Source organism: candidate division WOR-3 bacterium (genome assembly GCA_013177935.1).
Taxonomy (GTDB): Bacteria; Hydrothermota; Tepidihabitantia; order Tepidihabitantales; family Tepidihabitantaceae; genus Tepidihabitans.
In genome coordinates this window covers 163,922-186,353 of record JABLXZ010000003.1, presented here as the reverse complement: position 1 = coordinate 186,353, position 22,432 = coordinate 163,922, and the positions used below count along the sequence as shown (strand labels likewise).

21 protein-coding genes are annotated in these 22,432 nt (G+C 50.7%); 6 read left to right on the top strand and 15 right to left on the bottom strand.

The window, feature by feature from the left end:
- Positions 1–289: 289 nt before the first annotated feature.
- Positions 290–4,297, top strand: coding sequence for a T9SS type A sorting domain-containing protein (locus tag HPY86_06375; protein ID NPV14539.1), 4,008 nt, complete (start codon positions 290–292; stop codon positions 4,295–4,297).
- An 85-nt stretch (positions 4,298–4,382) separates the two neighbouring features.
- Here the strand turns inward: HPY86_06375 and HPY86_06370 are convergent, their stop codons facing one another.
- The 5 genes from HPY86_06370 to HPY86_06350 are packed head-to-tail and all read right to left on the bottom strand — an operon-like array spanning position 4,383 to position 7,514.
- Positions 4,383–4,664 (bottom strand): DUF4321 domain-containing protein, encoded by a 282-nt coding sequence (locus HPY86_06370; GenBank protein ID NPV14538.1) that lies wholly within the window; start codon positions 4,662–4,664, stop codon positions 4,383–4,385.
- 44 nt (positions 4,665–4,708) lie between these two features.
- Positions 4,709–5,212: a Gx transporter family protein gene (locus HPY86_06365; protein ID NPV14537.1), complete on the bottom strand. Its 504-nt coding sequence runs from the start codon at positions 5,210–5,212 to the stop codon at positions 4,709–4,711.
- Entirely contained in the window at positions 5,196–5,558 is a 363-nt protein-coding gene (locus HPY86_06360; GenBank protein NPV14536.1) for a NusG domain II-containing protein, read from the bottom strand. The genes HPY86_06365 and HPY86_06360 overlap by 17 nt, the downstream gene beginning before the upstream one ends.
- Positions 5,555–6,541, bottom strand: a complete 987-nt coding sequence (amrS, locus tag HPY86_06355; protein ID NPV14535.1) for an AmmeMemoRadiSam system radical SAM enzyme — start codon at positions 6,539–6,541, stop codon at positions 5,555–5,557. The genes HPY86_06360 and amrS overlap by 4 nt, the downstream gene beginning before the upstream one ends.
- Positions 6,534–7,514, bottom strand: a complete 981-nt coding sequence (locus tag HPY86_06350) for an FAD:protein FMN transferase (GenBank protein ID NPV14534.1) — start codon at positions 7,512–7,514, stop codon at positions 6,534–6,536. Before HPY86_06350 ends, amrS begins: the two co-directional genes overlap by 8 nt.
- A gap of 85 nt (positions 7,515–7,599) precedes the next feature.
- Between HPY86_06350 and HPY86_06345 the strand changes: the two genes are divergently transcribed.
- Complete coding sequence (locus tag HPY86_06345) at positions 7,600–8,865, top strand: M23 family metallopeptidase (protein ID NPV14533.1); 1,266 nt, start codon at positions 7,600–7,602, stop codon at positions 8,863–8,865.
- Here HPY86_06345 and HPY86_06340 read toward each other — a convergent pair.
- The 8 genes from HPY86_06340 to lysS are packed head-to-tail and all read right to left on the bottom strand — an operon-like array spanning position 8,828 to position 16,663.
- The gene (locus HPY86_06340; protein ID NPV14532.1) at positions 8,828–9,565 is read right to left on the bottom strand and encodes a ComF family protein; all 738 of its coding nucleotides are present in this window, start codon (positions 9,563–9,565) and stop codon (positions 8,828–8,830) included. The two genes, HPY86_06345 and HPY86_06340, sit on opposite strands and share 38 nt — an antisense overlap.
- Complete coding sequence (lgt, locus tag HPY86_06335) at positions 9,562–10,329, bottom strand: prolipoprotein diacylglyceryl transferase (GenBank protein ID NPV14531.1); 768 nt, start codon at positions 10,327–10,329, stop codon at positions 9,562–9,564. Before lgt ends, HPY86_06340 begins: the two co-directional genes overlap by 4 nt.
- Positions 10,301–11,737 (bottom strand): L-seryl-tRNA(Sec) selenium transferase, encoded by a 1,437-nt coding sequence (locus HPY86_06330; protein ID NPV14530.1) that lies wholly within the window; start codon positions 11,735–11,737, stop codon positions 10,301–10,303. Before HPY86_06330 ends, lgt begins: the two co-directional genes overlap by 29 nt.
- Before the next feature lie 3 nt (positions 11,738–11,740).
- Entirely contained in the window at positions 11,741–12,784 is a 1,044-nt protein-coding gene (locus HPY86_06325) for a protein arginine kinase (protein NPV14529.1), read from the bottom strand.
- A complete protein-coding gene (locus tag HPY86_06320) occupies positions 12,768–13,265 on the bottom strand; it encodes a hypothetical protein (protein ID NPV14528.1) in 498 nt (165 codons plus the stop codon). Before HPY86_06320 ends, HPY86_06325 begins: the two co-directional genes overlap by 17 nt.
- Positions 13,252–13,938: an ABC transporter ATP-binding protein gene (locus HPY86_06315; GenBank protein ID NPV14527.1), complete on the bottom strand. Its 687-nt coding sequence runs from the start codon at positions 13,936–13,938 to the stop codon at positions 13,252–13,254. Before HPY86_06315 ends, HPY86_06320 begins: the two co-directional genes overlap by 14 nt.
- Positions 13,931–15,196 carry a lipoprotein-releasing ABC transporter permease subunit gene (locus HPY86_06310; protein NPV14526.1) on the bottom strand — a complete coding sequence of 422 codons (1,266 nt, stop codon included), beginning with the start codon at positions 15,194–15,196 and terminating at the stop codon, positions 13,931–13,933. Before HPY86_06310 ends, HPY86_06315 begins: the two co-directional genes overlap by 8 nt.
- A 3-nt stretch (positions 15,197–15,199) precedes the next feature.
- The gene (gene lysS, locus HPY86_06305; GenBank protein NPV14525.1) at positions 15,200–16,663 is read right to left on the bottom strand and encodes a lysine--tRNA ligase; all 1,464 of its coding nucleotides are present in this window, start codon (positions 16,661–16,663) and stop codon (positions 15,200–15,202) included.
- Between the two features lie 85 nt (positions 16,664–16,748).
- On the opposite strand from lysS, the gene ruvX reads away from it, so the two are divergent.
- The 3 genes from ruvX (at position 16,749) to HPY86_06290 (ending at position 19,984) form a co-directional block, all read left to right on the top strand.
- Positions 16,749–17,201, top strand: a complete 453-nt coding sequence (ruvX, locus tag HPY86_06300; protein NPV14524.1) for a Holliday junction resolvase RuvX — start codon at positions 16,749–16,751, stop codon at positions 17,199–17,201.
- Positions 17,202–17,204: 3 nt separating this feature from the next.
- On the top strand, positions 17,205–18,182 hold the full coding sequence (gene mltG, locus HPY86_06295) for an endolytic transglycosylase MltG (protein NPV14523.1): 978 nt from the start codon (positions 17,205–17,207) through the stop codon (positions 18,180–18,182).
- A gap of 77 nt (positions 18,183–18,259) precedes the next feature.
- Complete coding sequence (locus HPY86_06290; protein ID NPV14522.1) at positions 18,260–19,984, top strand: AMP-binding protein; 1,725 nt, start codon at positions 18,260–18,262, stop codon at positions 19,982–19,984.
- A gap of 310 nt (positions 19,985–20,294) precedes the next feature.
- Here the strand turns inward: HPY86_06290 and HPY86_06285 are convergent, their stop codons facing one another.
- Both HPY86_06285 and HPY86_06280 read right to left on the bottom strand, forming a co-directional pair.
- Positions 20,295–20,975: a methyltransferase domain-containing protein gene (locus HPY86_06285; protein ID NPV14521.1), complete on the bottom strand. Its 681-nt coding sequence runs from the start codon at positions 20,973–20,975 to the stop codon at positions 20,295–20,297.
- A gap of 52 nt (positions 20,976–21,027) precedes the next feature.
- Positions 21,028–21,297, bottom strand: coding sequence for a cytoplasmic protein (locus tag HPY86_06280; GenBank protein NPV14520.1), 270 nt, complete (start codon positions 21,295–21,297; stop codon positions 21,028–21,030).
- A gap of 82 nt (positions 21,298–21,379) precedes the next feature.
- On the opposite strand from HPY86_06280, the gene HPY86_06275 reads away from it, so the two are divergent.
- The gene (locus HPY86_06275; GenBank protein ID NPV14519.1) at positions 21,380–22,429 is read left to right on the top strand and encodes a zinc-dependent alcohol dehydrogenase family protein; all 1,050 of its coding nucleotides are present in this window, start codon (positions 21,380–21,382) and stop codon (positions 22,427–22,429) included.
- The last annotated feature ends 3 nt before the right edge of the window (positions 22,430–22,432 follow it).

The following is a 22,432-nucleotide window of genomic DNA, read 5'->3' as shown; positions in this document are numbered from 1 at the left end:
TTTTAGAACCCGGTCAATACCCTGAGTGCGACCATTTGAATATGCCTATTCTGTAACCTGTTCGCCGATTCCCGGTTTAAAATAAATTGAACCTGTCGTCAACTTAACCCATTCTCTGGTCTCTGTGTTAAAACTATGTGATTATTAAACATATTTAACTTGACACAAAACGGTTATCGTTCTATAATCAAAGTGGCTGCGGGTAGCGGCTGGGCTGAGATTAACACTCAACCCCGGGTTACATTTTTAATTGATGAAACCAAACGCAGGCAATTAAAAGGAGGCTATAATGAGAAACCTGGCTGTCGGTTTAATTGTGCTCTTGACACTGGGGTTTGCCGACACCCTTCTTGTTGAAAACTTTGATATACCCTGGACACCCCAAAGTCCACCTCCGGGCTGGACCGTGATTTACGACACTTTAAATCCCCAGAATTATGCCGATTGGCACCGGGAACCGGCAAACGCCGCACCCTGGACCGACCATCCTTCTCCATATCCGGCAATCTTCTGGCAACTGAACCAGAATCAGACCCCGGATATGCTTATCTCTCCGGTCATTAACTGCGCTACCTATCGTAACATTGTGCTCACCTGCAGTACCTACTTTTCGCACCGGATATCTAACCCCTACACCGCCCAGATTCGCTACTCCATTGATGGTGGTCAAACATTCCCCTATGTCCTGCAAGACTATTACGAGCAGAATGTCGGTCCCGGGGTTCTCGAATCTTTTGAGTTGACCTCGGCAGCAAGGCGCGATAGTGTTGTCATCGCCTGGATTTTTCAGGGTGATTTGTTCAACATCAACTGGTGGATGTTTGACGATGTCGTCGTTACTGGAGACTCAATTCTCCCTTACGATATCCGCTGCCAGCGAATCTTAAAACCGGACTACTTTGAACTTCCGGGCAACCTTTACCCCCAGGCACGCTTTCGTAACATCGGTTTACAGGACCAGTATAACATTCCGGTCTTCTGTGAACTTTTTGATAGCCTTGGCAACTCGCTCTACCTGTGGCAGGATACGATTGATACGCTTCTTGCCCTTACCGGAGAAAAGGTGTCGTTTTTTGACTCCACATCGTTCCCGCTGCCCGGTGGTGACTACTCAATTAAGTTCTGGTGCGCTGCCGACTCCGACTACAACCGTGCTAACGACACGCTGACCCGTAACTTTGTTGTATCGACCCTTGAAGAGATTGCCAATGACAACGGTACACCTGCCGGTTATCGCACCTGGCCTGTGGGCCATTATGGGTGGGGTGCTAAATTTTCCGTATCTTCTCCGGTTCATATTGAATCGCTCAAGGTTTATCTTAACTCGCCCGCTAATCCGGCACATTCCCGGTATCAACTTGCTATCGCTCCTGACCTTGGTACCGGAATGCCTGGACCATTCATATTTAAAACACCGGTCCTTTACGCCGCACCGGGTGCGGGCTGGAACTCGGTGTTTGTCGCCGACACCGGCGAACAGATTCCAGTGGCCGGTGACTTCTATGTTTTCTACCTCCAGGTTGGTGAACCACCAGAATGTCCGCAACTCGCCAACGACGGCAATCTCAATAACCCCAACAATTACTGGACCTACTATCGAGACGGTACAATGCTGCCGGAAACACCACCCGGTGACTTAATGCTTCGGGTCATTGTCAATCACAATCCGCTTACCCCGGCAAATCAAGACGCCCGTGTGACATTCATTGAACAGCCGCTCTATGAGTTCATACAGCGGCCCTTTGATGCTCCCTGCCCGATTCGCGCCCACATTGAAAACTTTGGCACCGACAGTTTATACAACATCCCGGTTCGCTGCTCGGTTATCGACTTAAGCCGCAATCCCCTTTTCACCGGCTCGGCAACCATCGCCGCACTTGGACCCGGGGACGAGATTGCGGTCGATTTCAACGGCTGGGTTCCAACAACTGCATCCCAGCCCTGTTCGGTCATTGTCTATTTTGACTGGAGCGGTTCGCCGATTGTGGACCAGGTACCGCAGAACGACGACAAACGGTTTGGTTTTGACCTTGTCAAAGGCGCTTATACGGGCAGGGTCACCGCCGGCTATGCCTGGATTGACTCTGACACTACCGGCGGTCCGGTTTACTCCTGGATCGACACGAGTGGCGCTAACATCGCCATCCAGCGCGAAGATGAATACCGAATCTTTGTACCTATCGGTTTTGACTTCCCTTACTCCGACACCACCTACAACAACTGCTATGTCTGCACCAACGGATGGCTATCGCTCGGTTATGACCCCCACGAATTTGCACCCAATCCGCAACCCATCCCGAACAGTAACCTGCCCAATGCACTTATTGCACCCTGGTGGGCTGACCTTGAACTCCGTTCCGCAGGAAAGGTCTATTACAAAACAATCGGACAATCACCTAATAGACAGTTCGTCGTCATCTGGCAGAATGTTAACATTAAATACACCGACACCACCGACCTCGTAACCTTTGAAGTTATCCTCAATGAAAACGGCACCGTTGTGTTCCAGTATCAGGATGTAACCACCGGTGACTTGAACTACGACTATGGCAAAAACACCTCTATCGGCATCGAAAACAAAGAAGGTAATGGTGGTGTTAACTACCTTTACTCTTTGCCCCCGCTCTCATCCGCAACCAACGACCCTCAGAACCGACTCACATCCGGACGCGCGATAAAACTGTACCGTGAGTTCCGGGATGCGGCGGCGCTTGACATAGTAACGCCCGCCACCTATACATTCCCGGAGACGCTTTATCCTCAGGTCAAAATCCAGAACTACGGCACCGTGGGCGATTCTATCTGGGCTTATCTGAGGATTATGCCCGGGGACTACTTTGACTCCGTCCTTGTAACTGGACTGGCACCCGGTGCCGAAACAACTGTAACGATGCCCAGCACCTGGTATGGTCGGGGCACTTTCTCGGCAGTATGTTCCACCGCAATGGCTGGTGATATCAACTCGGCTAACGATATCTTCAGTAAAGTCTTTATCTCATCTTCCTGGGTGCAGCGCGAAAATATCCCGATTGGACCTTCCCGCCGCAAGGTGAAAAACGCCTCACTCGTCTATGTCCCGGCAACCAATAAACTGTATGCGCTGAAAGGTGGAAACACAAACGAATTTTACTCTTATGACATCGCGACCGGTACCTGGGAGTCGCTACCAAGTATGCCTTCAGACCCGTCCGGCAAAAAGGCAAAAGAGGGCTGTGACCTTACTTATGACCAGTTCACCGGTACCCAGGGTACCATCTGGGCAATAAAGGGTGGTGGAGTTCCCGACTTCTACTCATTTGACATCGCCACCCGAACCTGGCAAATCAGGCGGTCGGTAGGTGTCCGTGGCCAAACCTTCCGCTGGCCTAAAATCGGCGCCTGTCTTGCCTATGTTCCAACCCATGGTCCTGAAGGGGCGGTTTATTGCGCAACCGGCAACAACTCTTTAACCTTTGTCCGCTACGATATCGGAGCCGACACCTGGGCGCGCTGCCCGGATGTACCGTTCATCCCGCTTCGCCGACGCACCTGTCGCTACGGCACCGATATGGTCTACGATGGCGACAGTATCATCTACCTGCTCAAAGGTAACAACACCACCGAAGTCTGGAAATACTACCCCGCGTTTGACTCCTGGTACCTCACACCACTTGACCAGGTCAGTTTGATTGGCAATCGGAATCGCCGGGTTAAAGCGGGTGGTGCGATAACTTATCTCAACTCAAACCTCTTTGTGCTCAAAGGTGGCAATACCCAGGAGTTCTGGTCCTATCCCATCGGCGTTCGAGACTCCTGGGTCCAGCGTTCTGACATCCCGATTGCTCTCACCGGTAAACGCACTAAGGTTAAGCGTGGTGCGGCACTTGCCGCTGCCGGCAATGCCATCTTCTGCCTCAAAGGCTCCTATGTTTATGAATTCTGGGAGTATCGTCCGGAGACCGACTCGCTCGGGAACACGCTATTTTTTTCTTCAGCGCCTGAGCGTCAAGGGGTAATGGCGGAAAACACGCCGCTTCCATTCGCGACGGAATTGGCTCTTTTCCCCAACCCAATTGGCAAAAACAACCTGACAATATTGTGCAACATCCCGACATCCCAACACATTCGTCTTACCATCTATGATGCGACCGGCGCCCAGACCAAAAACATACTCAACACCACCCTGCCGGCTGGTAGACACAAATTCACCTGGAACCTTATAACCGATAAAGGAACCCTTGCACCACCTGGTGTCTATTTCTTAAAACTGGAAGCGGGTAACAAAGTATACTCTCGGAAACTGATAGTCCAGCGTTGAAAACGGGTTAAACTGATACGGGGGCGGTAAATACCGCCCCCATTTTTAAAAATTGCTAAATCTATCAGCCGAATTTAATGTATAACTAAAACCGATACCAGAGATAGATTGCCAGAATCAACAAAAGGACAGCAAAAGTAGTTAAGGCAAATGAAATCCCGAATGTTAATGTCGCAAACCCAAGATTCAGTGTAAAAGTTGGTACACCAATCTGCATCGACTTGAAAAAGAAATCGCGTACCGGACCAGGCGGAAATAGTCCGGAAAGAAAATAAGAGAGTATGCTGCCGGCAATTCCCGCCACAATTACCGCCAGAATTAAAAGCCCAATTGACCTGCCACCCGAACGCACTCCTCGACTTTTCATAGTTTAACTCCTTTACCGCTAATATAACAACCTGATACTTTTAATCAAGCATATTCTTTTACCCGTGACTGAACTAATCGGGCAAGAATGCCGATAAATATACCAGTGCCCACACCGAACAGAACGAGCACCGGGAAAAACCGCCACAGCGCCGAACTCTGAATTAATACAAACCGGGCAACAAGAAGCTGGCCAATATTGTGAAATACACCACCCGCAACACTTATTCCCACAACACTGAACATCCTGCGACCCAAAACCCGGACCAGAATCATCGCTGCCAGCGAAATAACACCTCCGACCGCACCGAAAAAGAAAAAAGGCGTAAGGAATCTTCCGGTGATAATCGAACCAAGAATCAACTTTATGCAAAAGACAACAACCGCACCAATGACCCCTAACTCATCGAGCGCCAGAACCACCGCTACATTCGCAATTCCGACCCGCAACCACGGCAAAGGTGTGGGCAGGAAGTTCTCCACGGTGTATAGCCCAAGGGCAAGAGCCCCATAAATCGCTATCCGGCTTCTTTTATCTGGTAATCCCATCAACACCATCACCACTTTTAACCTGAACCATCACCCGATTGGGCGCACACACGCTCAGCTGTCCTGAACTTTGAATCCAGCCGGTCCTGACACATATTTTATTCCGGCAATCCGAATCCCGTACCCTAACCTGTTTACCTCGCACCTCAACAACCGTTCTTCCCACCGGTCCATTAAGGGTGACAACTGTATCGGCCGGCAGGGCAATCGTCTGAACCCCTTCAACCGATTTAATCACACAAACATCACCTGACCCCGCCCTGTTCCAGATTAAAACAGCACCGCCTGCTCCCAGGACAAGAAAAAACGCAATCAAGATAATATCACCAGCCTTAAATATCTTCACAAAACTATATCAACCTTCCTGCCACAACGCTGACAGTGACCATCTTTCACCCCAACAACCCTGCCCCGGTACTCACTACGGTCAACCAATTTTGCCTTACATCCTGGACAGAATGTGTCCCGAAACCTCTCGCCAATCGCAACATTACCTAAATACACATAGTCCAGTTTCTTTGCCGCAATCTCTGCGGCTCGAATTAGCGTATCCAGCGCTGTGGGCGGTTCATCTACCCGGTATCGGGGGAAAAAACGGGATAAGTGCAACACCGTTTCCCGGCCCAGACCGGCAACAAAATCGGTCAATTCAGCAATCTCTGCCTCTGAATCGTTTTTCCCGGGAATCAACAGTGTTGTCAATTCCACAAGACATCTCGTTCGTGCCGTCTTTATTGTATTTAAAACGGTCTCAAGGTCGCCGTGGATATAATCCTGATAAAACTCCTTTCTAATAGATTTCAAATCGATGTTCATCGCATCAACTATTGGTAAAAGCTCCCTTAGCGGCTCGGGGTTAATCATCCCATTCGTAACCAGTACATTCTTAATTCCCGCCTTATGCATCAAACTGCCGGCATCCAGTAAATACTCAAACCAGATTACCGGTTCGGAATAGGTCCAGGCGATAAACCGGCACCCCGACTGCACAACCAGTTTCAATAGTTCATCAGGCTCAACATAACGACTGGGTGCCACCTCCTGGGAAATTTCCCAGTTCTGACAGAAAGGACACCGTAGATTACAACCGTAAGTTGCGACCGAAAAAATCTCCACCCCGGGATAAAAGTGGTAAAGCGGCTTCTTTTCAATCGGGTCAACCGCCATCGATACCACTTCACCATAATTTGTGGCAAAAAGTTTGCCGTTGATGTTTTTCCTGCCCAGACACCGCCCCAACTTTCCCGGTGCAATCAAACACCGATTCGGACACAAAAAACAACGCACCCTTCCATCTTCCGTTGCATAGTACCTCGCCTCTTTATTCATTTATCCTCCCCACCTTCTTTACAACCACTGAATCACCCTGCATCTCAAAGAGAAGTGCCGCATACCCTGTATATTCCATTTCGCCCGGCAAGTAAACCTGCTTTTTTCGGAAAATCTTTGCCCCATCATCACCGCAAGCAAAAAGGGTTGTCGAGTAAACATCCGCTTCCAGAGCGCTTGGTGCCACAACCGCAACCGCAACCCAGCGCGTCGCTGGATAACCGGTTTTCGGATTGACTATATGGCAGTAGCGTTTGTTGTTAACTTCGAAGAAATTCTCATAATCGCCTGAAGTTGAAACCGCTTGATTTTTCAACTTGAGTACCCTTACCACACCTTCGCCTCGCGGATTCTGTACACCAATCCGCCACACTTTTTCCCCAAAAACCCTGATATCACCCCCGGCATCTACCAAACCTTCAATCAAACCCAGAGACTCCATAATTGCCACCGCCCGGTCAACCGCATAACCAACCGCAATGCCACCCAAATCAAGATTAACACCTTCACCAAGTATTACACTATCACCATCAACTACGATCTGGCGATAGTCAACATGTTTTTTTGTCTCAACTATATCGGTACTTTCCGGCACCCGGTAATTTCCGTCATAAAATCCCCATAACCGCATCAGCGGTTCAACCGTAATGTCAAAGGCGCCGTTTGTCTCTTCACCCATTGCTATCCCTTTAACAATCAAATCGCGGGTCTCTTTTGAAACCAGCATCTTGCGCAAACGGTTCAGCTGTGCCACCTCACTCTTATCAAAAAAGATAGACCATAAAGTATCCAGCCGTTGCATCTCGGCAAAAGCCCTATGCACCGCCTTATCGGTCTCCTCCTTTGTTTTCCCCCGGGCACAAATCCGGATATAACTTCCAAACCCCATCTCGGTCTCGTCAACCACATAACCGGGCTGTGAACAGCCGCTAAAAAAGATTAAACCTGATGCTGCAACAAGCAACCACTTCACCGCACAATGATAAACCTGCGACTCTTCAAGGTCAAGCCACAAATTTATTGCACACCACTAAATCTGAGGTATCATAATATCTGCTATGCTGAAACCCCGCCCTCTTCTTGAATCGGCAAAGGTTAGACCCCGCAAAAGCAGTACCGTTCGCTTACTCATCGTTTTAGGCGTGATTATCCTTAGTACCATCATCTTTTCGCTCTTGCGACCGCGGCGGCAGCGAATGGCAACTTCTTCTACCCCATCGCCACCTCTGCCACTAATTGCGAAAAGCTTTGCCGTTCAGCCCGGAGAAATTCTGCCCTTTGTTTTCAACCGTGCCGAAGTTCCCAACCATGTTGTAGACCAGGTTATTGGTGCCTTAAAAGAGTTCGGTTTCAACTTCCGCCGAATCAGACCCGGTGACAGCGTTATCCTGCTTTATCGTCGTGACTCGCTTGTTCAGATTCTCTACTGGCGCAACTACGACTCAATCTACCGAATTGATATCGACTCCGGACCACCTACTGTTACCTTAACTTCCCTTCCCATCGACATAGTTCCCACTGTCATTAAAGGCACCATCACCGGTTCACTGTATCAGTCGATAATAAACTTAGGAGAAAAACCAAGTCTCGTTGCCGCTTATACCGAAATCTTTGATTGGGAAATTGACTTCTTCTCCGAAACCCAACCCGGTGACTCATTTGTAATATTGGTTCCCCGAAAATACATTGACTCGGTGATAGTGGGCTATGGGCAAATTATCGCTGCCCGTTACAAAGGTGCGGTCGGTGAATTCACCGCCTTCCATTTTACCGACCCAGAAGGAAACACCGACTACTACAATCCGGACGGGTTGTCGATGCGCAAACTCTTTCTGAAATCACCCTTGCGCTTCTCGCGTATCTCTTCCTTCTTTGGCAACCGTTACCACCCTATCCGCCGTTTGCGTGCGCTCCATCAAGGCATTGACTATGCTGCACCCATCGGTACACCGGTCTCCTGCGTTGCGGACGGTCGTGTCATCTCTGCTGGTTGGTCGGGCGGTTATGGTCGCCTGGTGCGGGTTGGCCACCGTGACGGTTACGAAACCCGTTATGGCCATCTCAGTGGCTTTGGCAAAGGTGTCAAAACCGGTGCCCCGGTAACTCAGGGACAGATTATCGGCTATGTTGGCTCAACCGGACTCTCTACTGGTCCCCACCTGCACTATGAGGTACGCAAATTTGGCCGTCCGGTCAATCCTTTGCGGCTGAACCCACCACGGGCGGCGGCGCTTAAACTTGCTTACCTGCCGGCTTTTCGTGCCTATCGCGACAGTCTGCTTGCAATTATGAACCAACCGCTGCCGCAACAACCAATCCCATAACCTCTGCCGCACCCGCCTTGCGCAACTCTTCAGCCGCAGCCGAAAGGGTTGCACCGGTTGTCATCACATCATCAATAAGTATTAATCGCATCCCGTCCAACCGCTCGCCGTTCTTCATTCCAAATGCCCCTCTTACATTTTTAAATCGACTCTCATTGCTTATTTGTTTTGTCTGACTGGGTGTGTTCTTTTTACGCACCAGAAGGTCAGCAAATGGAATATGGGTTATCCGCGCCACCTCCTTAGCCAGAAGCAACGCCTGATTGTAACCCCTTTCCCGCAACCTTGCCGGATGCAGTGGCACCGGGCAAATTCTATCCGCCTGTTTTAAGCCACTATCCTGCTCCACCAAAAGTGCCAACGCCCCGCCTAAAATCGGCACCAGCGCCGTTTTCTCCTGGTACTTCAACGCCTGAATTAAACCTAAAAAAGGCTTTCCATAAACCCCGACCGCACGAATCCGGCTTAACGCCAGGGGCGGGTCACAACAACCGCATCTGCCCGCATCCGGCAAACAGGGTCTGCCACATCGCTCGCAAACATCCAGTTCGCTGGTAAAAAGCAAAAGCCGGCAGGAGTCGCATATCAACCCCTGTTCAATCTCTTCATCACAACCATAGCAAATCGGCGGGAAAAGAAAATCGACAAAAGGCTGAAATAATCGTTTTGCCCGGGCAAAAACCGCCCTGAAAAAACTCATTTACGGCGCTGAAAGATGGCGAGGAGTACCACACCAATCAATGTCAAACCCAATGCGACAATCTGATTGCCCCAGAAGTTTGCCTCGTTCTCGTAAAAACGAACAAAATCAATGCCAAACCGGAAAAGCGAATAGAGAATTAAAATGATTGCAAACAACACACCGGGCTTGAGTTTTCTGCGTTCCAGCAGCAGGGCGATTCCAAACAGAACAAATCCGGCAAAAGAGGAAAACAGCTGGGTGGGATAAATCGGTTGCCCGGGAAACTGGGCACCCGCTGCTGAGTTGGGAGGAAATATCACCCCGAGGAACGAATCTGTAGGCTTGCCAAAGCAACACCCATTGAGAAAACAGCCAATCCTTGTAAACCCTTCACCCAGTACTACCGCGGGCGCCACCGCATCAAGCAGTTTCACCACCGGCAGGCGGTTGAGCCAGACATACAGCAACCCGGCAACAAATCCGCCGAGAAACCCACCGTAGAACATCAAACCAGAAAGCCCAGGCGGGTTGCCCCAGAACTTAATCGTATCAATCAGGTTGTGTTGAAACTCCTCCCAGTGGAATGCTACATAGAAAAAACGCGCTCCAAATACAACCGCCAGAAGCACCCACAACGCAAGGTCGGTTATCTTCCTGGGGTCAACGCCAAACCGCTTTGCCCGGCTTTCGACAAAGGCAATGCCCAGGATAAACGAAATAAAGAGCATAACACCATAAGAGTAAAGTTGAAAGTTACCCACCCTTAAAAGTACCGGAAACATCTAACACATCTCCTTTCGTCAGTGCCCAGATCAGGGCATCGCCCACAATTGAAACCTCGTCACTCCGGATAGTGCGGAAGTCAAGTAGCAGTTCATCGTTTGCCACCCGGGCAAAAACCGGTATTGAGTAAAACCGGAGCCTTTTTGCCAGTTCGTCAACCGAGATTTCCTTCGGTTTTACCGACAAAGCAATTGAATCCAGCGTCTCGGTCGCGAGAGAACCGCCGCCGACCTCTGCTTTTGTCGGTTTAATGGCGAAATCTGCTTTATCCTTTAACTGTTCACCGACCAACCGTAACAGCGTTTGCGCCTCCTCCTGCATCTGCGCAAGTGGCTTTAAAACAACCTGAAACAGAGCGTGTTCTCGTATTGCTCGTTCTTCATCCAGAAAAAGTTCTAAGGTTCTTTCGAGAACCGCATAGGTCAGTTTGTCACAGCGCAACGCGCGGGTCAGCGGGTTCTTTTTCATCCGGTCAATCAGCACCTTCTTGCCGACAATAATCCCTGCCTGTCCGGCACCAATAAGTTTATCACCGGAGAAACAAACAACATCCGCCCCTTGGGCAATTGACTCGGCAACTACCGGCTCTTTGGGCAAGCCATACTTCGCAAGGTCAATCAAGGCGCCCGAGCCTAAATCATCTATCACCGGAATCTGATGCTTCCGCCCCAGCGCCACCAGTTCCTCCAACCCTACTTCCTTGGTAAAGCCAACAATACGGTAGTTAGAGGTGTGCACCCGTAAAATCGCTCCAGTTTCCGGTGTAATGGCGCCCTCGTAATCCCGTAGATGGGTGCGATTGGTAGTTCCCACCTCCACCATCTTGCACCCACTCTGCCGCATCACATCCGGAATCCGGAACGAACCACCAATCTCAATCAACTGCCCCCGTGAGACAATCACCTCTTTATTCTTTGCAATCGTGGAGAGAATAAGCAGGGTGGCGGCACAGTTGTTGTTCACGACCATCGCCGCTTCTGCTCCGGTCAACTCACAAAGTAGCGGCTCGATATGACGATACCGGCTTCCCCTTCTCCCATCGGTAAGGTTAATCTCCAGAGTACAAAAATTTTCACTGACCTCAATCAACGCCTGCTGTGCCACCCGGGCAAGAGGTGCGCGACCCAACCCGGTGTGTAAAACCACACCTAACCCGTTTATTGCCCGGACCAGACTGGGTTTACGGTTCTGCGCCAACCGCATCCGCAACTCTTCAACATCAAACTCAAAATCTTCCCCGTTGAGAATCTTGGCACGCACCTCCTCAAGATACCGCCTGACCACCCATTTCGCCAATCGGGGATGCAAACGGCTCACAACCGGGGACAACCTATCATCGCCCAGAACCCTGTCCACCGCCGGCAACTGGCGCAACCGCTCCTTTTTTTCCTCTTCACTCAATCCCATAGCTCACCGTACCAGTTTTTCCCGAATAAATGTTGCCCGGCGCTCCTCCTGTTCGGCACCGGTCAGTTTTTCTCCTAAAATTACCTGTAAATTAGCCGGACGAATTAAAATTAACAATTGGGAAACCTCGGCGAGTTTCAGTTCATTGATAATCCCCAGCGCCACCCCAAACCGCACCGTTGCCAGCAAGTTGGTCGCCTCTTCCGTGGAGATGATACGCGCCCCGCGCAAAAGTCCCAGTGAACGAAACACCTTGTCTTCAACCTCAACCCTCAGGTTGTGCATCAAAAACTGCCTTGCCTTGTGCTCATAATCAATAATCTGCCGACAAACGCCACTGACCACTTCCACAATTTCGGCTTCTGACTGCCCGAGTGTTTGGCGATTTGAGACCTGAAATAAATTCCCCCGGGTTTCACTACCCTCGCCATATACACCCCGCACGAGCAAACCAAGCGCGTATGCCCCGCGCAAAACCTTCTCAATCTCCCGGGTCAAAACAAGCCCGGGTAAATGAAGAAACACCGAAACCCGCAGTGCCGTACCAACATTGGTCGGGCAGGCGGTCAGGAACCCAAACTCAGGCGAAAAGGCATAAGCCAGTTGCCCTTCAAGTTTTTCATCCAGCTCAGCCGCTTTGCCAAAAGCCGTGGCGAAGTCAAAACCCGATGCCAGAACCTGAAACCGGATATGGTCCTCTTCATTGACCATCAAACTCACCGTCTCGTCCTCAGATACAAAAAGCCCTTTTCGGTTTTTACAGGTTATCAAATCGGGTGATGCCAGATGCCGCTCGACAAAATACAGCCCATCCGGTTCAACCAGCATCTCCTCCTCGAAAAACTGTCCCTGTTTTAAGTAACCAGTGTCGGCAAGCGCCCAGCGTACCGTCTCTAAAACCAGCTCTTGCTCAAATTGCTTCATTCTCACAACAAACGGAACATCGACCAGATTACGAGCAAAACGTACCCGGGTTGAAATAACCACATCAGAATCCGGTCCGCTACCGGACAACCAGGCGCCAATCTTCTCAGGAGCCAGTTTCATCTTCTCTCCGCTTCAGACGGTCCCGCAGCGCCGCTGCCTTTTCATAGTCCTCTTGCTTTATCGCCTTTTCCAGTTCGGCACGCAACCGCTGAATCTCAAGACGTTCCTGGGCACGTTTCCTTCCCTGATTTGCCGTTTTGCCGATATGCTGTACTGAACCGTGCAAGCGCCGGATTATCGGTCGCAACTTCTCGGCAAACGTCTGATAACAATCAGCGCACCCCAGTTTTCCTACCCTTTTAAATTCAGCAAAACTCATCCCGCAACGCATACAGACAACCTTGGCATCACTGTCATCCACCTTCGATTTTAATTCGGTAATAACTGCACCGCTTTCGGGCGGAGACTCCTCAACTCCGGTCAAGCCTCTTTTCTTAGCACATTCGGCGCAAACATTCAAATCGGTTGCCTTACCATCCTTATCAAGCTGTCGCACCACCAGCGTCGCCTCTTTCTTCCCGCAGATGTCACAAAGTTTCATCTTTCAGCCTCCCATCACATAACCTTAATCTTCTTCGCGCCCGAGCCGCCAGTGTCTCATTATGGGTAACAACCAGAATCGTTCTCCCTTTCTCCTCGGTTAACTTCACGAGTAAATCCATCAGAGCCGTCGCCGACCTCGTGTCCAGATTTCCGGTCGGTTCATCAGCAAACACCACCGCCGGCGTATTTGCCAGCGCCCGCGCCACCGCAACCAGCGCCCGTTCCCCGCCCGAAAGTTCGCCCGGACGATGCTGTAATCGTGTGGTAAAACCCACCTCCTCCAGCACCTGTTCTGCTTTGGTCAACGCTGCTTGTCGTTCAACACCGGCAATGAGCAAAGGCATCGCAACATTTTCCAGCACGGTAAACTCAGCCAAAAGGTGATGAAACTGAAACACAAAACCGACCTTCTGGTTGCGTAACTCCGGCAACCTTGATTCAGGATACTTGAAAATATCAATGGAATCAAGGATAACCCTGCCTTTATCGGGCCGGTCCAGCCCGCCGAGAATGTGCAAAAGTGTTGATTTACCGGACCCGGATGGACCAACAATCGCCACCAGTTCACCCCGGTGCACTTCAAATTGGACGCCTTTCAGTACATCCAGTTTTTCGGGCCCGGTCTTAAAACTGCGCCACAGCCCTTCCGCAATCAACACCGGCTCATTCATAACGGATCGCCTCCACCGGTTGCAGCTTTGCTGCCCGGTAAGCAGGATAAATGGTGGCAGCAAATGTTATAACCAGCGCCGACAAACAGACGACAACAAAATCCTGCCACTGCATCTGCACCGGTAGATTTTTAATAAAATACACATCGCCCGGTAAATTAACAAAACGGTAACGGTTCAAAAGCCAGGACACAACAAACCCGAACACCGCTCCCAATCCGGTTCCAATCACGCCAATTAACGCACCCACAAGCATAAATATCCGGGTGATACTGGGTGATTTGGTGCCAATCGTCTTCAAAATCCCAATCTCCCGGGTTTTTCTGATGACCATCATCGTCAGCATCCCGATGATGTTAAATGCCGCCACCAGTACAATAAGCACCAGCACAATAAAGGTTACTGTTTTTTCCAGTCGCAGCGCGGTAAAAAGATTTTTGTTCTGCGTTATCCAGTCAATTGCTCGAAACGGCATATCCAGTTTCATTGCAATCCGCCGCGCTACCCGTCCCGCATTGTCAACATCAACCACCCGTACTTCATAACCGTTTACCTTACCGGGCAGCCCTAAAAACTCCTGCAGGTCACCTAAATCAACAAACACGAAACTGGCGTTGTACTCATACATCCCGGCATCGAAAACACCGTTGACCCGGAACGACTTTGTCCGGGGCAGATAACCCAGAGGCGTACCCGTACCGGAAAACGGCGAGGCAAGTACGATCCGGTCACCGACAAACACCCCCAATGACCTTGCCAGTTCCACACCGATGACAACACCGGAAGAGTCAAATGAAAATGAACCCTCAACAACGCTTTGGGCGATATCGGTCAACCTGCCTTCCAGTTCCGGTTCTACCCCGCGCACCACACCACCTTCGACGAGCGGACCCGCCTTCATTAAAATTTTTGAATAGAGAAACGGTGCTACCTCGGTTACTCCGGGCACACTTCTGATTTTCTCTACTATCGTATCGCCCGGTCCGGTGTAATCAATCGGTTTGTACCCGTACTGAGAAACCACGATATGGGGTGATGAACCAAGAATCCTGTCCCGCAACTCCTTATGAAACCCATTTTGGACCGAAAGCACGATGATAATCGCCGCCACGCCAACAAAAACTCCGCCCATCGCTATTGTTGCGTTGCCAGAAAAAAACCTCTTTCCCCGTCCTTTTAGATAACGCCGGGCAATGAAAAACTCAAACGCCAGCCGGCGTCTGAAAGAACTTTCCGAAAGCGGACTGTCCTGACCCATCAGTTATTTTTCCTTCTTCAACTGCGGAAAGAGAATCACATCGCGAATTGAATCCTGGTTGGTAAAAAGCATCACCAGCCGGTCAATGCCAATCCCCAAACCGCCGGTCGGCGGCATTCCATATTCGAGGGCACGACAGTAGTCGTCGTCAACGGTCGCGAACTCCTCATTCCTCTGTACCGCCTCCTCAAATCGCTGCCGCTGTTCCAGCGGGTCGTTCAATTCACTGAAGGCGTTACCGACCTCCATGCCACACACCACCGGTTCAAACCGCTCCACCAATCGCCCATCATCCCGATGCGGCTTTGCCAGCGGTGTTGTCTCCTTGGGATGGTCCATCACAAAAGTGGGCTCAATAATACTGTCCTGAATCAACTCACTGAACAACTTATCAAGTAACTTTGCCCGTGATGTCCCGGGTTTAACTTCAATTCCAAAACGCGCCGCCACCTTTGTCAATAGCCCATCACTCAACTCTAGCGGATTGGCATCAATCTTCTCCTGCAGCGCCTCAACAAACCGCAACCGGCGCCAAGGTTTACCAAAGTCAATTTTGTGCCCGCCAAACTCAATCTCGGTCCTGCCGTACAACTCCTGCGCCAAAAACTTAAAAAGCTCTTCGACCAGTGCCATCATATCGTAATAGTCGGCGTACGCCTGATAAAGTTCCATCTGGGTAAATTCCGGATTGTGAAACCGGTCCAGTCCCTCATTTCGAAAATCCTTGCCGATTTCGTACACCCGCTCCAAACCGCCGACGACCAACCGTTTCAGATACAACTCATCCGAGATTCTTAAAAACATCTCCTGTTCCAGCACATTGTAATAAGTTTGAAATGGCCTTGCCGCCGCACCACCGTAGATTGGCTGTAAAACCGGCGTCTCTACTTCAATGAAGCCCCGTTCGTCAAGAAACTGCCGGATAAGGTGGATTATCTTTGCCCGGATTTCAAACACCCGGCGTGAATCCTGGTTCACTAAAAGGTCGAGATACCGTTGCCGATAGCGTATCTCAACATCGCGTAACCCATGAAACTTCTCCGGCAATGGCTGCAGTGACTTGGCAAGCAGTTGCCACTCCTGAACATGAACCGTCACTTCACCGGTTTTGGTCTTGAAAACCTCGCCCCGCAGCCCGAGCACATCCCCGATGTCAAGAAGTTCCAGTTGCTCATAAACCTCCTGCCCCAGTGTATCCTGCCGCAGGTAAATCTGCAGTTTGCCACTCCGGTCCTGGATATGACCAAACTGCGTTTTACCGTGCCGGCGCCGGGTTAAGAGCCGACCGGCAACACTCACCACTTTACCCTGAAGCGTCTCAAAATTTTCCAGCACCTCAGCGGCAAGGTGAGTTCGCTCAAACCGGTAAGCATAAGGCAAAATACCCTTTTCCCGCAACTGGGAAAGTTTTTGCATCCGAACTTCATAACCTATCGGCGTTGAAGGTTGAAACTCATTACCACTCATCGGCAAAACTATATCCAGCACCCCTTCAAAGTCAACTCAGTCCGCCACTGGACATCAACTTATAACATTTATAAAATTTTATAGAATGTTCCGTATTCTCTGTCTGGACCTCGGTGAACGCCGCACCGGCGTGGCGATTTCCGACGAAACCCGCACAATCGCCCAGAGCCTGACAACCATCTCCCACAAAAGCCCAGAACAACTTATCAGCGCGCTTCAGCGCATCTGCGCTGATAATAATGTGGGACGCATTGTCATCGGTTTGCCCTTAAGCCTTTCCGGTAAACCCAGTACCCGCTCAGAGAAAATCCGCCAGTTTGCCCATAGATTGAGTAAAGACCTTTCCCTGCCGGTGGAACTGTTTGACGAACGCTTCTCCACCAATCGCGCGCAGGAAATCTATACCGAAGTAACGGGTCGGCGTTTTCGCTCCCCTGCCACCCGGCGCCGGCAGACAACATCTCCTATTGACCGGATTGCCGCCACGATTATTCTTGAAAACTACCTTGCGCAGACCGGTCATCAAACCGAAAGGTAAACGATGCGCCGTAAATTTAAGTTCCCGACACCATCTTTTTATCTCCTGCTCATCCTTCTTGTAATAACCTGCACCGAAACGCTTCCTCCCGCCTTCACCGGTCCCAAAAAGGAAATTACTATCACACCCGGGATGTCCATCACCGCCATTGCCGAAAGTCTGCGGCAACAGCAGGTTATCAACTCGGTTCTCATCTTTCGCTTCCTCGCCTGGCTGAACAACTATGAAACCCGCATCCAGCCCGGACGGTATCGTTTTGCTCCCAACACCGACCCTCAACTCGTATTAAAAACATTGGCTCGTGATGTCCCTGCCCTCTTAATGGTAACCATTCCCGAAGGCTACACATCAAGCAAGATTGCCCAACTCCTCGCCCAGAATGGTATCTGCCCGGCAGACAGTTTTCTTGCCGCCTGCACCGACACCGTCCTGCTTCGTTCCCTTGACATTCCCTTCAATTCGGCTGAAGGTTATCTCTTCCCTGAAACTTACGAATTTCAGACCGGCTCTGACCCTCGCTCCATTGTTCGCCGTCTGGTGCGTCAGTGCCGGCTTGTTCTAACCGACCTCAAAAAACAAGCCCGGGTTAACTTAAAAGAACCTCAGGTTATTATCCTCGCATCAATTGTCGAAAAAGAGGCAAAAATACCTGAAGAGTTCCCGATAATCGCCGGCGTGTTCTATAACCGCCTCCGCCGCAACCTGCCCCTGCAGTCCTGCGCTACCGTTGAATTCACCCTGCCCAAACCCAAAGAACGTTTGAGCCTCGACGACTTAAAAACCCCTTCACCTTACAACACCTACCTCCATAAAGGCTTACCACCCGGTCCCATCTGTAACCCGGGAAAACTGGCACTGAAAGCCGCCCTCGCTCCTGCTCAGCACAACTACCTCTTCTTTGTCTCCCGGGGTGATGGCACCCACATCTTCTCAAAAACCCCCCAGGAGCACGAATCGGCGGTACGCAAAGTCAACCGCTGAGCCTTCTGATAGAAAAAGATTGACCGCTAATTTATATCTTTTATCATATTTGATTTAACTCACAAAAAGGAGATAAAATGAAAAACGAACTAATTGAGTTTTTAAAGTTGCGCGATTTCGTTTTAAGCGGTCCTGATTATACCACCTGCCGGCAGCAGTTTTACTGGCCCAGGCTGGTAAAATTCAACTGGGCGCTGGACTACTTTGACCACATCGCCCGGGACAACCCGAACACGGCGCTGATTTATGCCGACGAAGCCGGTAACGAAAAACGGGCCTCCTTTGAAGAGATGCGACAGAGAAGCAATCAGGTCGCCAATTTCCTCATTGACCTCGGACTGAAAAAGGGTGACCGGGTACTGGTGATGATGGACCATGCGGTGGAACTGCATCAGATTTTTCTCGGAATTATGAAAGCGGGCGGGGTAATAATACCGGTTTCCACACTCCTCTCGCCCGATGATGTCCTTGACCGTGTTACCGGCGCCGGGATTAAGTTCGCTTTTGCCCACCGCGAGTATCTGGACAAGTTTGCAAAGGTAACATCGCTCACCGCTAAAATTTCTGTCGGCACGCCATCCGCCAGTCAGCCGGACTCCTGGATTGACTTCGCCACCGTTAGTAAATTCGGCACCGAGTTTAATCCGCCTTTTATCACCTATTCCACCGACGAACTCTGCTCCTTTTTCACCTCCGGCACCACCGCCCGACCCAAACTTGTTGTCCACACCCACAACTACCCGGTAGGTCATCTTACCACAACCTACTGGATTGGGTGCAAAAAGGGCGATATCCATTACAACATCAGCGCCCCGGGCTGGGCAAAGTACACCTGGAGCAGTTTCTTTGCCCCCTGGAATGCCGAAGCCACCATCTTCGTTTACCGCTACAAACGGTTTGTCGCCCGAGATGTCCTGTCAATGATGGAAAAGTATCGGGTCACAACCCTGTGCGCGCCCCTGAGTGTCTGGAAACTGTTTCTGGTTGAAGACCTGTCCTCATTTCGCTTCTCTTTCCGCCAGCTGGTCAGCGCCGGTGAACCGCTTAACCCGGAAATCCTGCGTCAGGTAAAAGAAAAACTCGGCTTGGATTTACGCGAAGGCTATGGCCAGACCGAAAGCACCCTGATGATTGGGAACTTCATCGGCGAACCAATCCGCGAAGGTTCGCTTGGTAAAGTGGCACCAGGCTACAACATCGTACCGGTTAACGACCTGCTGGAACCGGTAAAACCGGGCGAAGACGGTCAACTGGCGGTTGAGATATATCCGGTCAAACCGTTAGGGCTGCTTTTTGCGTTAAGCGACCCTGCAAAAAACGCCGAGGTGTTTAAAGGCGGTTACTACCTGACCGGTGACACGGCAACCGTTGACCAGGATGGTTATTTCCAGTTCATTGGCCGAACCGACGATGTGTTTAAGAGCCTTGACTATCGCATCAGTCCATTCGAAGTTGAAAGCGAACTGATGGAGCATCCTGCGGTCCTTGAAGTCGCGGTCGTGCCCACTATTGACGAGCGCCAGCGCATTGTGCCCAAGGCGTTCATCGTTCTGAAACCGGGATTTGAGCCGGGTCGCGCTATGGCGGTCGAAATCTTCCGGTTCATCCACGAGCGTATGGCACCTTACAAACGGCCCCGCACCATCGAATTTATGCGCGAATTTCCCAAAACCATCAGCGCCAAGGTGATGCGCAAAGATTTAAAGGCATACGACCAGGAACTGAAAAACAAAGGCATCCGGGGTGAGTTCGAATTCAAAGAGGCTGAATTCGCTGCTGAACTGGACCTGAGCCGGAAATAATCAGAGAGAAAATGGTGCTGACAAGACTCTAAAATAGTAAACGGGCACGAATTCTGATACTACTAAAGCGCATTTCATCACCCATATAATATTAGAGCCGGGCCTGAAAGAAAATTCACGCTCGTATAACAAACAAAAAATCAATTATTTAGCAATAAGATACAACCCCCTGGGCCGTTCCGGGGACTCTTTCTACCAACCCCCTATCTTAAACTGTAAACTTCATGGCGCATTTGGCGTTAACCTCTTCTCTGGTTATCCATTAAGTTTTTACAATATTGTAAGTTACCCTGTGCCCAACCGGCGCAACTCAAGTTGCCAATTTTCGGGCAACAATCACAACAAAACTGGCTCCGGGTACATAACCTTCCTGCGGCTCTTCCATAATGACCGTTTCTCCTGGACCCTGAAACAGGGTAGAAACGGTACGCAGGACCTCAAAACCCGCCTGCCGGGTTAACCCAACAACCGTTTGATAGTCATCGAACCAGGCATGTCTAAACAACCGGTGCCCCTGCCGTGCCTTCTCAATATAACTCATTCCCCACTTTCCATTTCGGTCAAGATAACCGTTGACCAGTCTGCCTTCCGGCTTCAGCACCCGATAAATCTCCTTCAACACCGCCAGCGGTTGGGCAAGAAACTCCCAGGTGGTCAAGAGAAACACCGTGCCCAGCGTACCGTCTGCAAACGGCAAGTTTTCCCCGTAAGCACAGAACACCTGTACCCCGCGCCTTCGGGCAAACTCCAGCAATTTTTCTGAAGGGTCAACCCCGGTCTCAATTCCCAGCCGTTCCGCAAATCTGCCGCTACCCACGCCAATCTCAAGCCAGGGTTTGGGCAAATCGGCAAGTAAAGGTTTTAGTGCCGCCAGTTCAATTTCAAATGCCAGTTTTCCTTTGGTATCGTACCAGGCGTCATACTTTTCCGCCTGGTCATCAAACAGAGTTTGCGCCATTTCAGAAAACCAGTACCGTGCACCCGGCTTCAATATATCGGGCAATCGCAGGATGACCGTTCATATCGTCAAGGAGTTTCAGCCCCTATTCCACAACCGCTGGCACCACCGTATTCTTCTGGGCACACGCCCGGCACACGCCCTCAATCAACTGCGCCTTCTTTGCCTGCAGCCAGATATTAGCAAAAGGCTTGGTCTCATTGCGCAAAAGCGAAACCTGCTTGGTCGCATCACCCTCAATCACCACCTTCACCTCCCAGCCCCGTTCCTTCATATCAAGCGCATTCAGCAATGTATGGGCAAACACCACCGGGTCCGAACTGATGGCAAACAGAACCACACTTTTTTTCTCCATATAATAAATCTATTTTAATTCTCTTGCTCCGTCAATTAGAACAAACCTTGCCAACGCCAGATTTTCCAGTTTAATAATTTCTATGCGGGCAATGCGGCTCGTGCATCAGGCACCGGTTGAAACCAGGCCTTTGCAACTGCTTGACATCCCCATTCCGGAACCAGACCCCGGTCAAATCCGGGTTCGTGTTTTGTCCTGCGGCGTCTGCCACACCGACCTCCATGAAATCGAAGGTGACCTGAAACTACCCCGACTCCCTTTAACCGTGGGCCACGAGATTGTCGGTATCGTTGACAAACTCGGTCCGGGTGTTAATTCTCCGCCCATTGGCACAACCGTTGGTATCCCCTGGCTTGCCTCAACCTGCGGTGAATGTTCTTACTGCCGGCAGGGCAGGGAAAACCTTTGCGAAAAAATCCGCTTCACCGGCTTTCACAACGATGGTGGCTATGCCGAATACACTCTGGTCCGTTCGGGCTACTGCTATCCCCTGCCCGAAAACCTCAACCCGGTTACCGCTGCCCCTCTTCTCTGTGCCGGTGTGATTGGCTATCGCGCCTTACGCCTTGCCCTGCAATTTAACATTTTGCCCGGCGCCTATCCTGAGCCGAACTCACTTAACCATCTTGCCCTCGCCCTTTACGGATTTGGTGCCTCGGCGCACATCTGCCTGCAAATTCTCAAATACTGGGGTTGCACCACGGCGGTCTTCACCCGCGCCCCGCTTCATCAAGAACACGCCCGGCAGTTAGGCGCGGACTGGGTCGGCACCGCGCAGGAAGCACCGCCCTTTAAAGTTGATGCCGATATCATCTTTGCCCCGGCGGGTGAACTTGTCCCCATCGCCCTGACCCATCTCAAACCAGGTGGCACTCTCACCCTTGCCGGCATCCATATGAGCCCGATTCCATCCTTTGACTACGCACTCCTCTATCACGAACGCACCATTCGCTCTGTTGCCAACAGCACCCGTCAAGATGTCATTGACCTGCTCCGCCTCGCTGCCGAAGTTCCGTTAAAAACAACGGTCACCACCTTTTCCCTGCATCAGGCAAACGAAGCGCTGATTGCGGTTAAAAAAAGCCTGTTACCCGGTGCCGCGGTATTAACACTCGAAAATGACCATTCTTGACTG

Excerpts from the sequence above, each read along its gene's own strand:
- lgt (NPV14531.1), bottom strand. The coding sequence starts at position 10,329 with ATGTTTCCGGTACTTTTAAGGGTGGGTAACTTTCAACTTTACTCTTAT.
- ruvX (NPV14524.1), top strand. The coding sequence starts at position 16,749 with ATGTTCCGTATTCTCTGTCTGGACCTCGGTGAACGCCGCACCGGCGTG.
- lysS (NPV14525.1), bottom strand. The coding sequence starts at position 16,663 with ATGAGTGGTAATGAGTTTCAACCTTCAACGCCGATAGGTTATGAAGTT.
- HPY86_06310 (NPV14526.1), bottom strand. The coding sequence starts at position 15,196 with ATGGGTCAGGACAGTCCGCTTTCGGAAAGTTCTTTCAGACGCCGGCTG.
- HPY86_06290 (NPV14522.1), top strand. The coding sequence starts at position 18,260 with ATGAAAAACGAACTAATTGAGTTTTTAAAGTTGCGCGATTTCGTTTTA.
- HPY86_06365 (NPV14537.1), bottom strand. The coding sequence starts at position 5,212 with ATGGGATTACCAGATAAAAGAAGCCGGATAGCGATTTATGGGGCTCTT.
- HPY86_06275 (NPV14519.1), top strand. The coding sequence starts at position 21,380 with ATGCGGGCAATGCGGCTCGTGCATCAGGCACCGGTTGAAACCAGGCCT.
- HPY86_06340 (NPV14532.1), bottom strand. The coding sequence starts at position 9,565 with ATGAGTTTTTTCAGGGCGGTTTTTGCCCGGGCAAAACGATTATTTCAG.
- HPY86_06320 (NPV14528.1), bottom strand. The coding sequence starts at position 13,265 with ATGAAACTTTGTGACATCTGCGGGAAGAAAGAGGCGACGCTGGTGGTG.
- HPY86_06325 (NPV14529.1), bottom strand. The coding sequence starts at position 12,784 with ATGAAACTGGCTCCTGAGAAGATTGGCGCCTGGTTGTCCGGTAGCGGA.
- HPY86_06345 (NPV14533.1), top strand. The coding sequence starts at position 7,600 with ATGCTGAAACCCCGCCCTCTTCTTGAATCGGCAAAGGTTAGACCCCGC.
- HPY86_06280 (NPV14520.1), bottom strand. The coding sequence starts at position 21,297 with ATGGAGAAAAAAAGTGTGGTTCTGTTTGCCATCAGTTCGGACCCGGTG.
- mltG (NPV14523.1), top strand. The coding sequence starts at position 17,205 with ATGCGCCGTAAATTTAAGTTCCCGACACCATCTTTTTATCTCCTGCTC.
- HPY86_06370 (NPV14538.1), bottom strand. The coding sequence starts at position 4,664 with ATGAAAAGTCGAGGAGTGCGTTCGGGTGGCAGGTCAATTGGGCTTTTA.
- HPY86_06330 (NPV14530.1), bottom strand. The coding sequence starts at position 11,737 with ATGGGATTGAGTGAAGAGGAAAAAAAGGAGCGGTTGCGCCAGTTGCCG.
- HPY86_06375 (NPV14539.1), top strand. The coding sequence starts at position 290 with ATGAGAAACCTGGCTGTCGGTTTAATTGTGCTCTTGACACTGGGGTTT.
- amrS (NPV14535.1), bottom strand. The coding sequence starts at position 6,541 with ATGAATAAAGAGGCGAGGTACTATGCAACGGAAGATGGAAGGGTGCGT.
- HPY86_06315 (NPV14527.1), bottom strand. The coding sequence starts at position 13,938 with ATGAATGAGCCGGTGTTGATTGCGGAAGGGCTGTGGCGCAGTTTTAAG.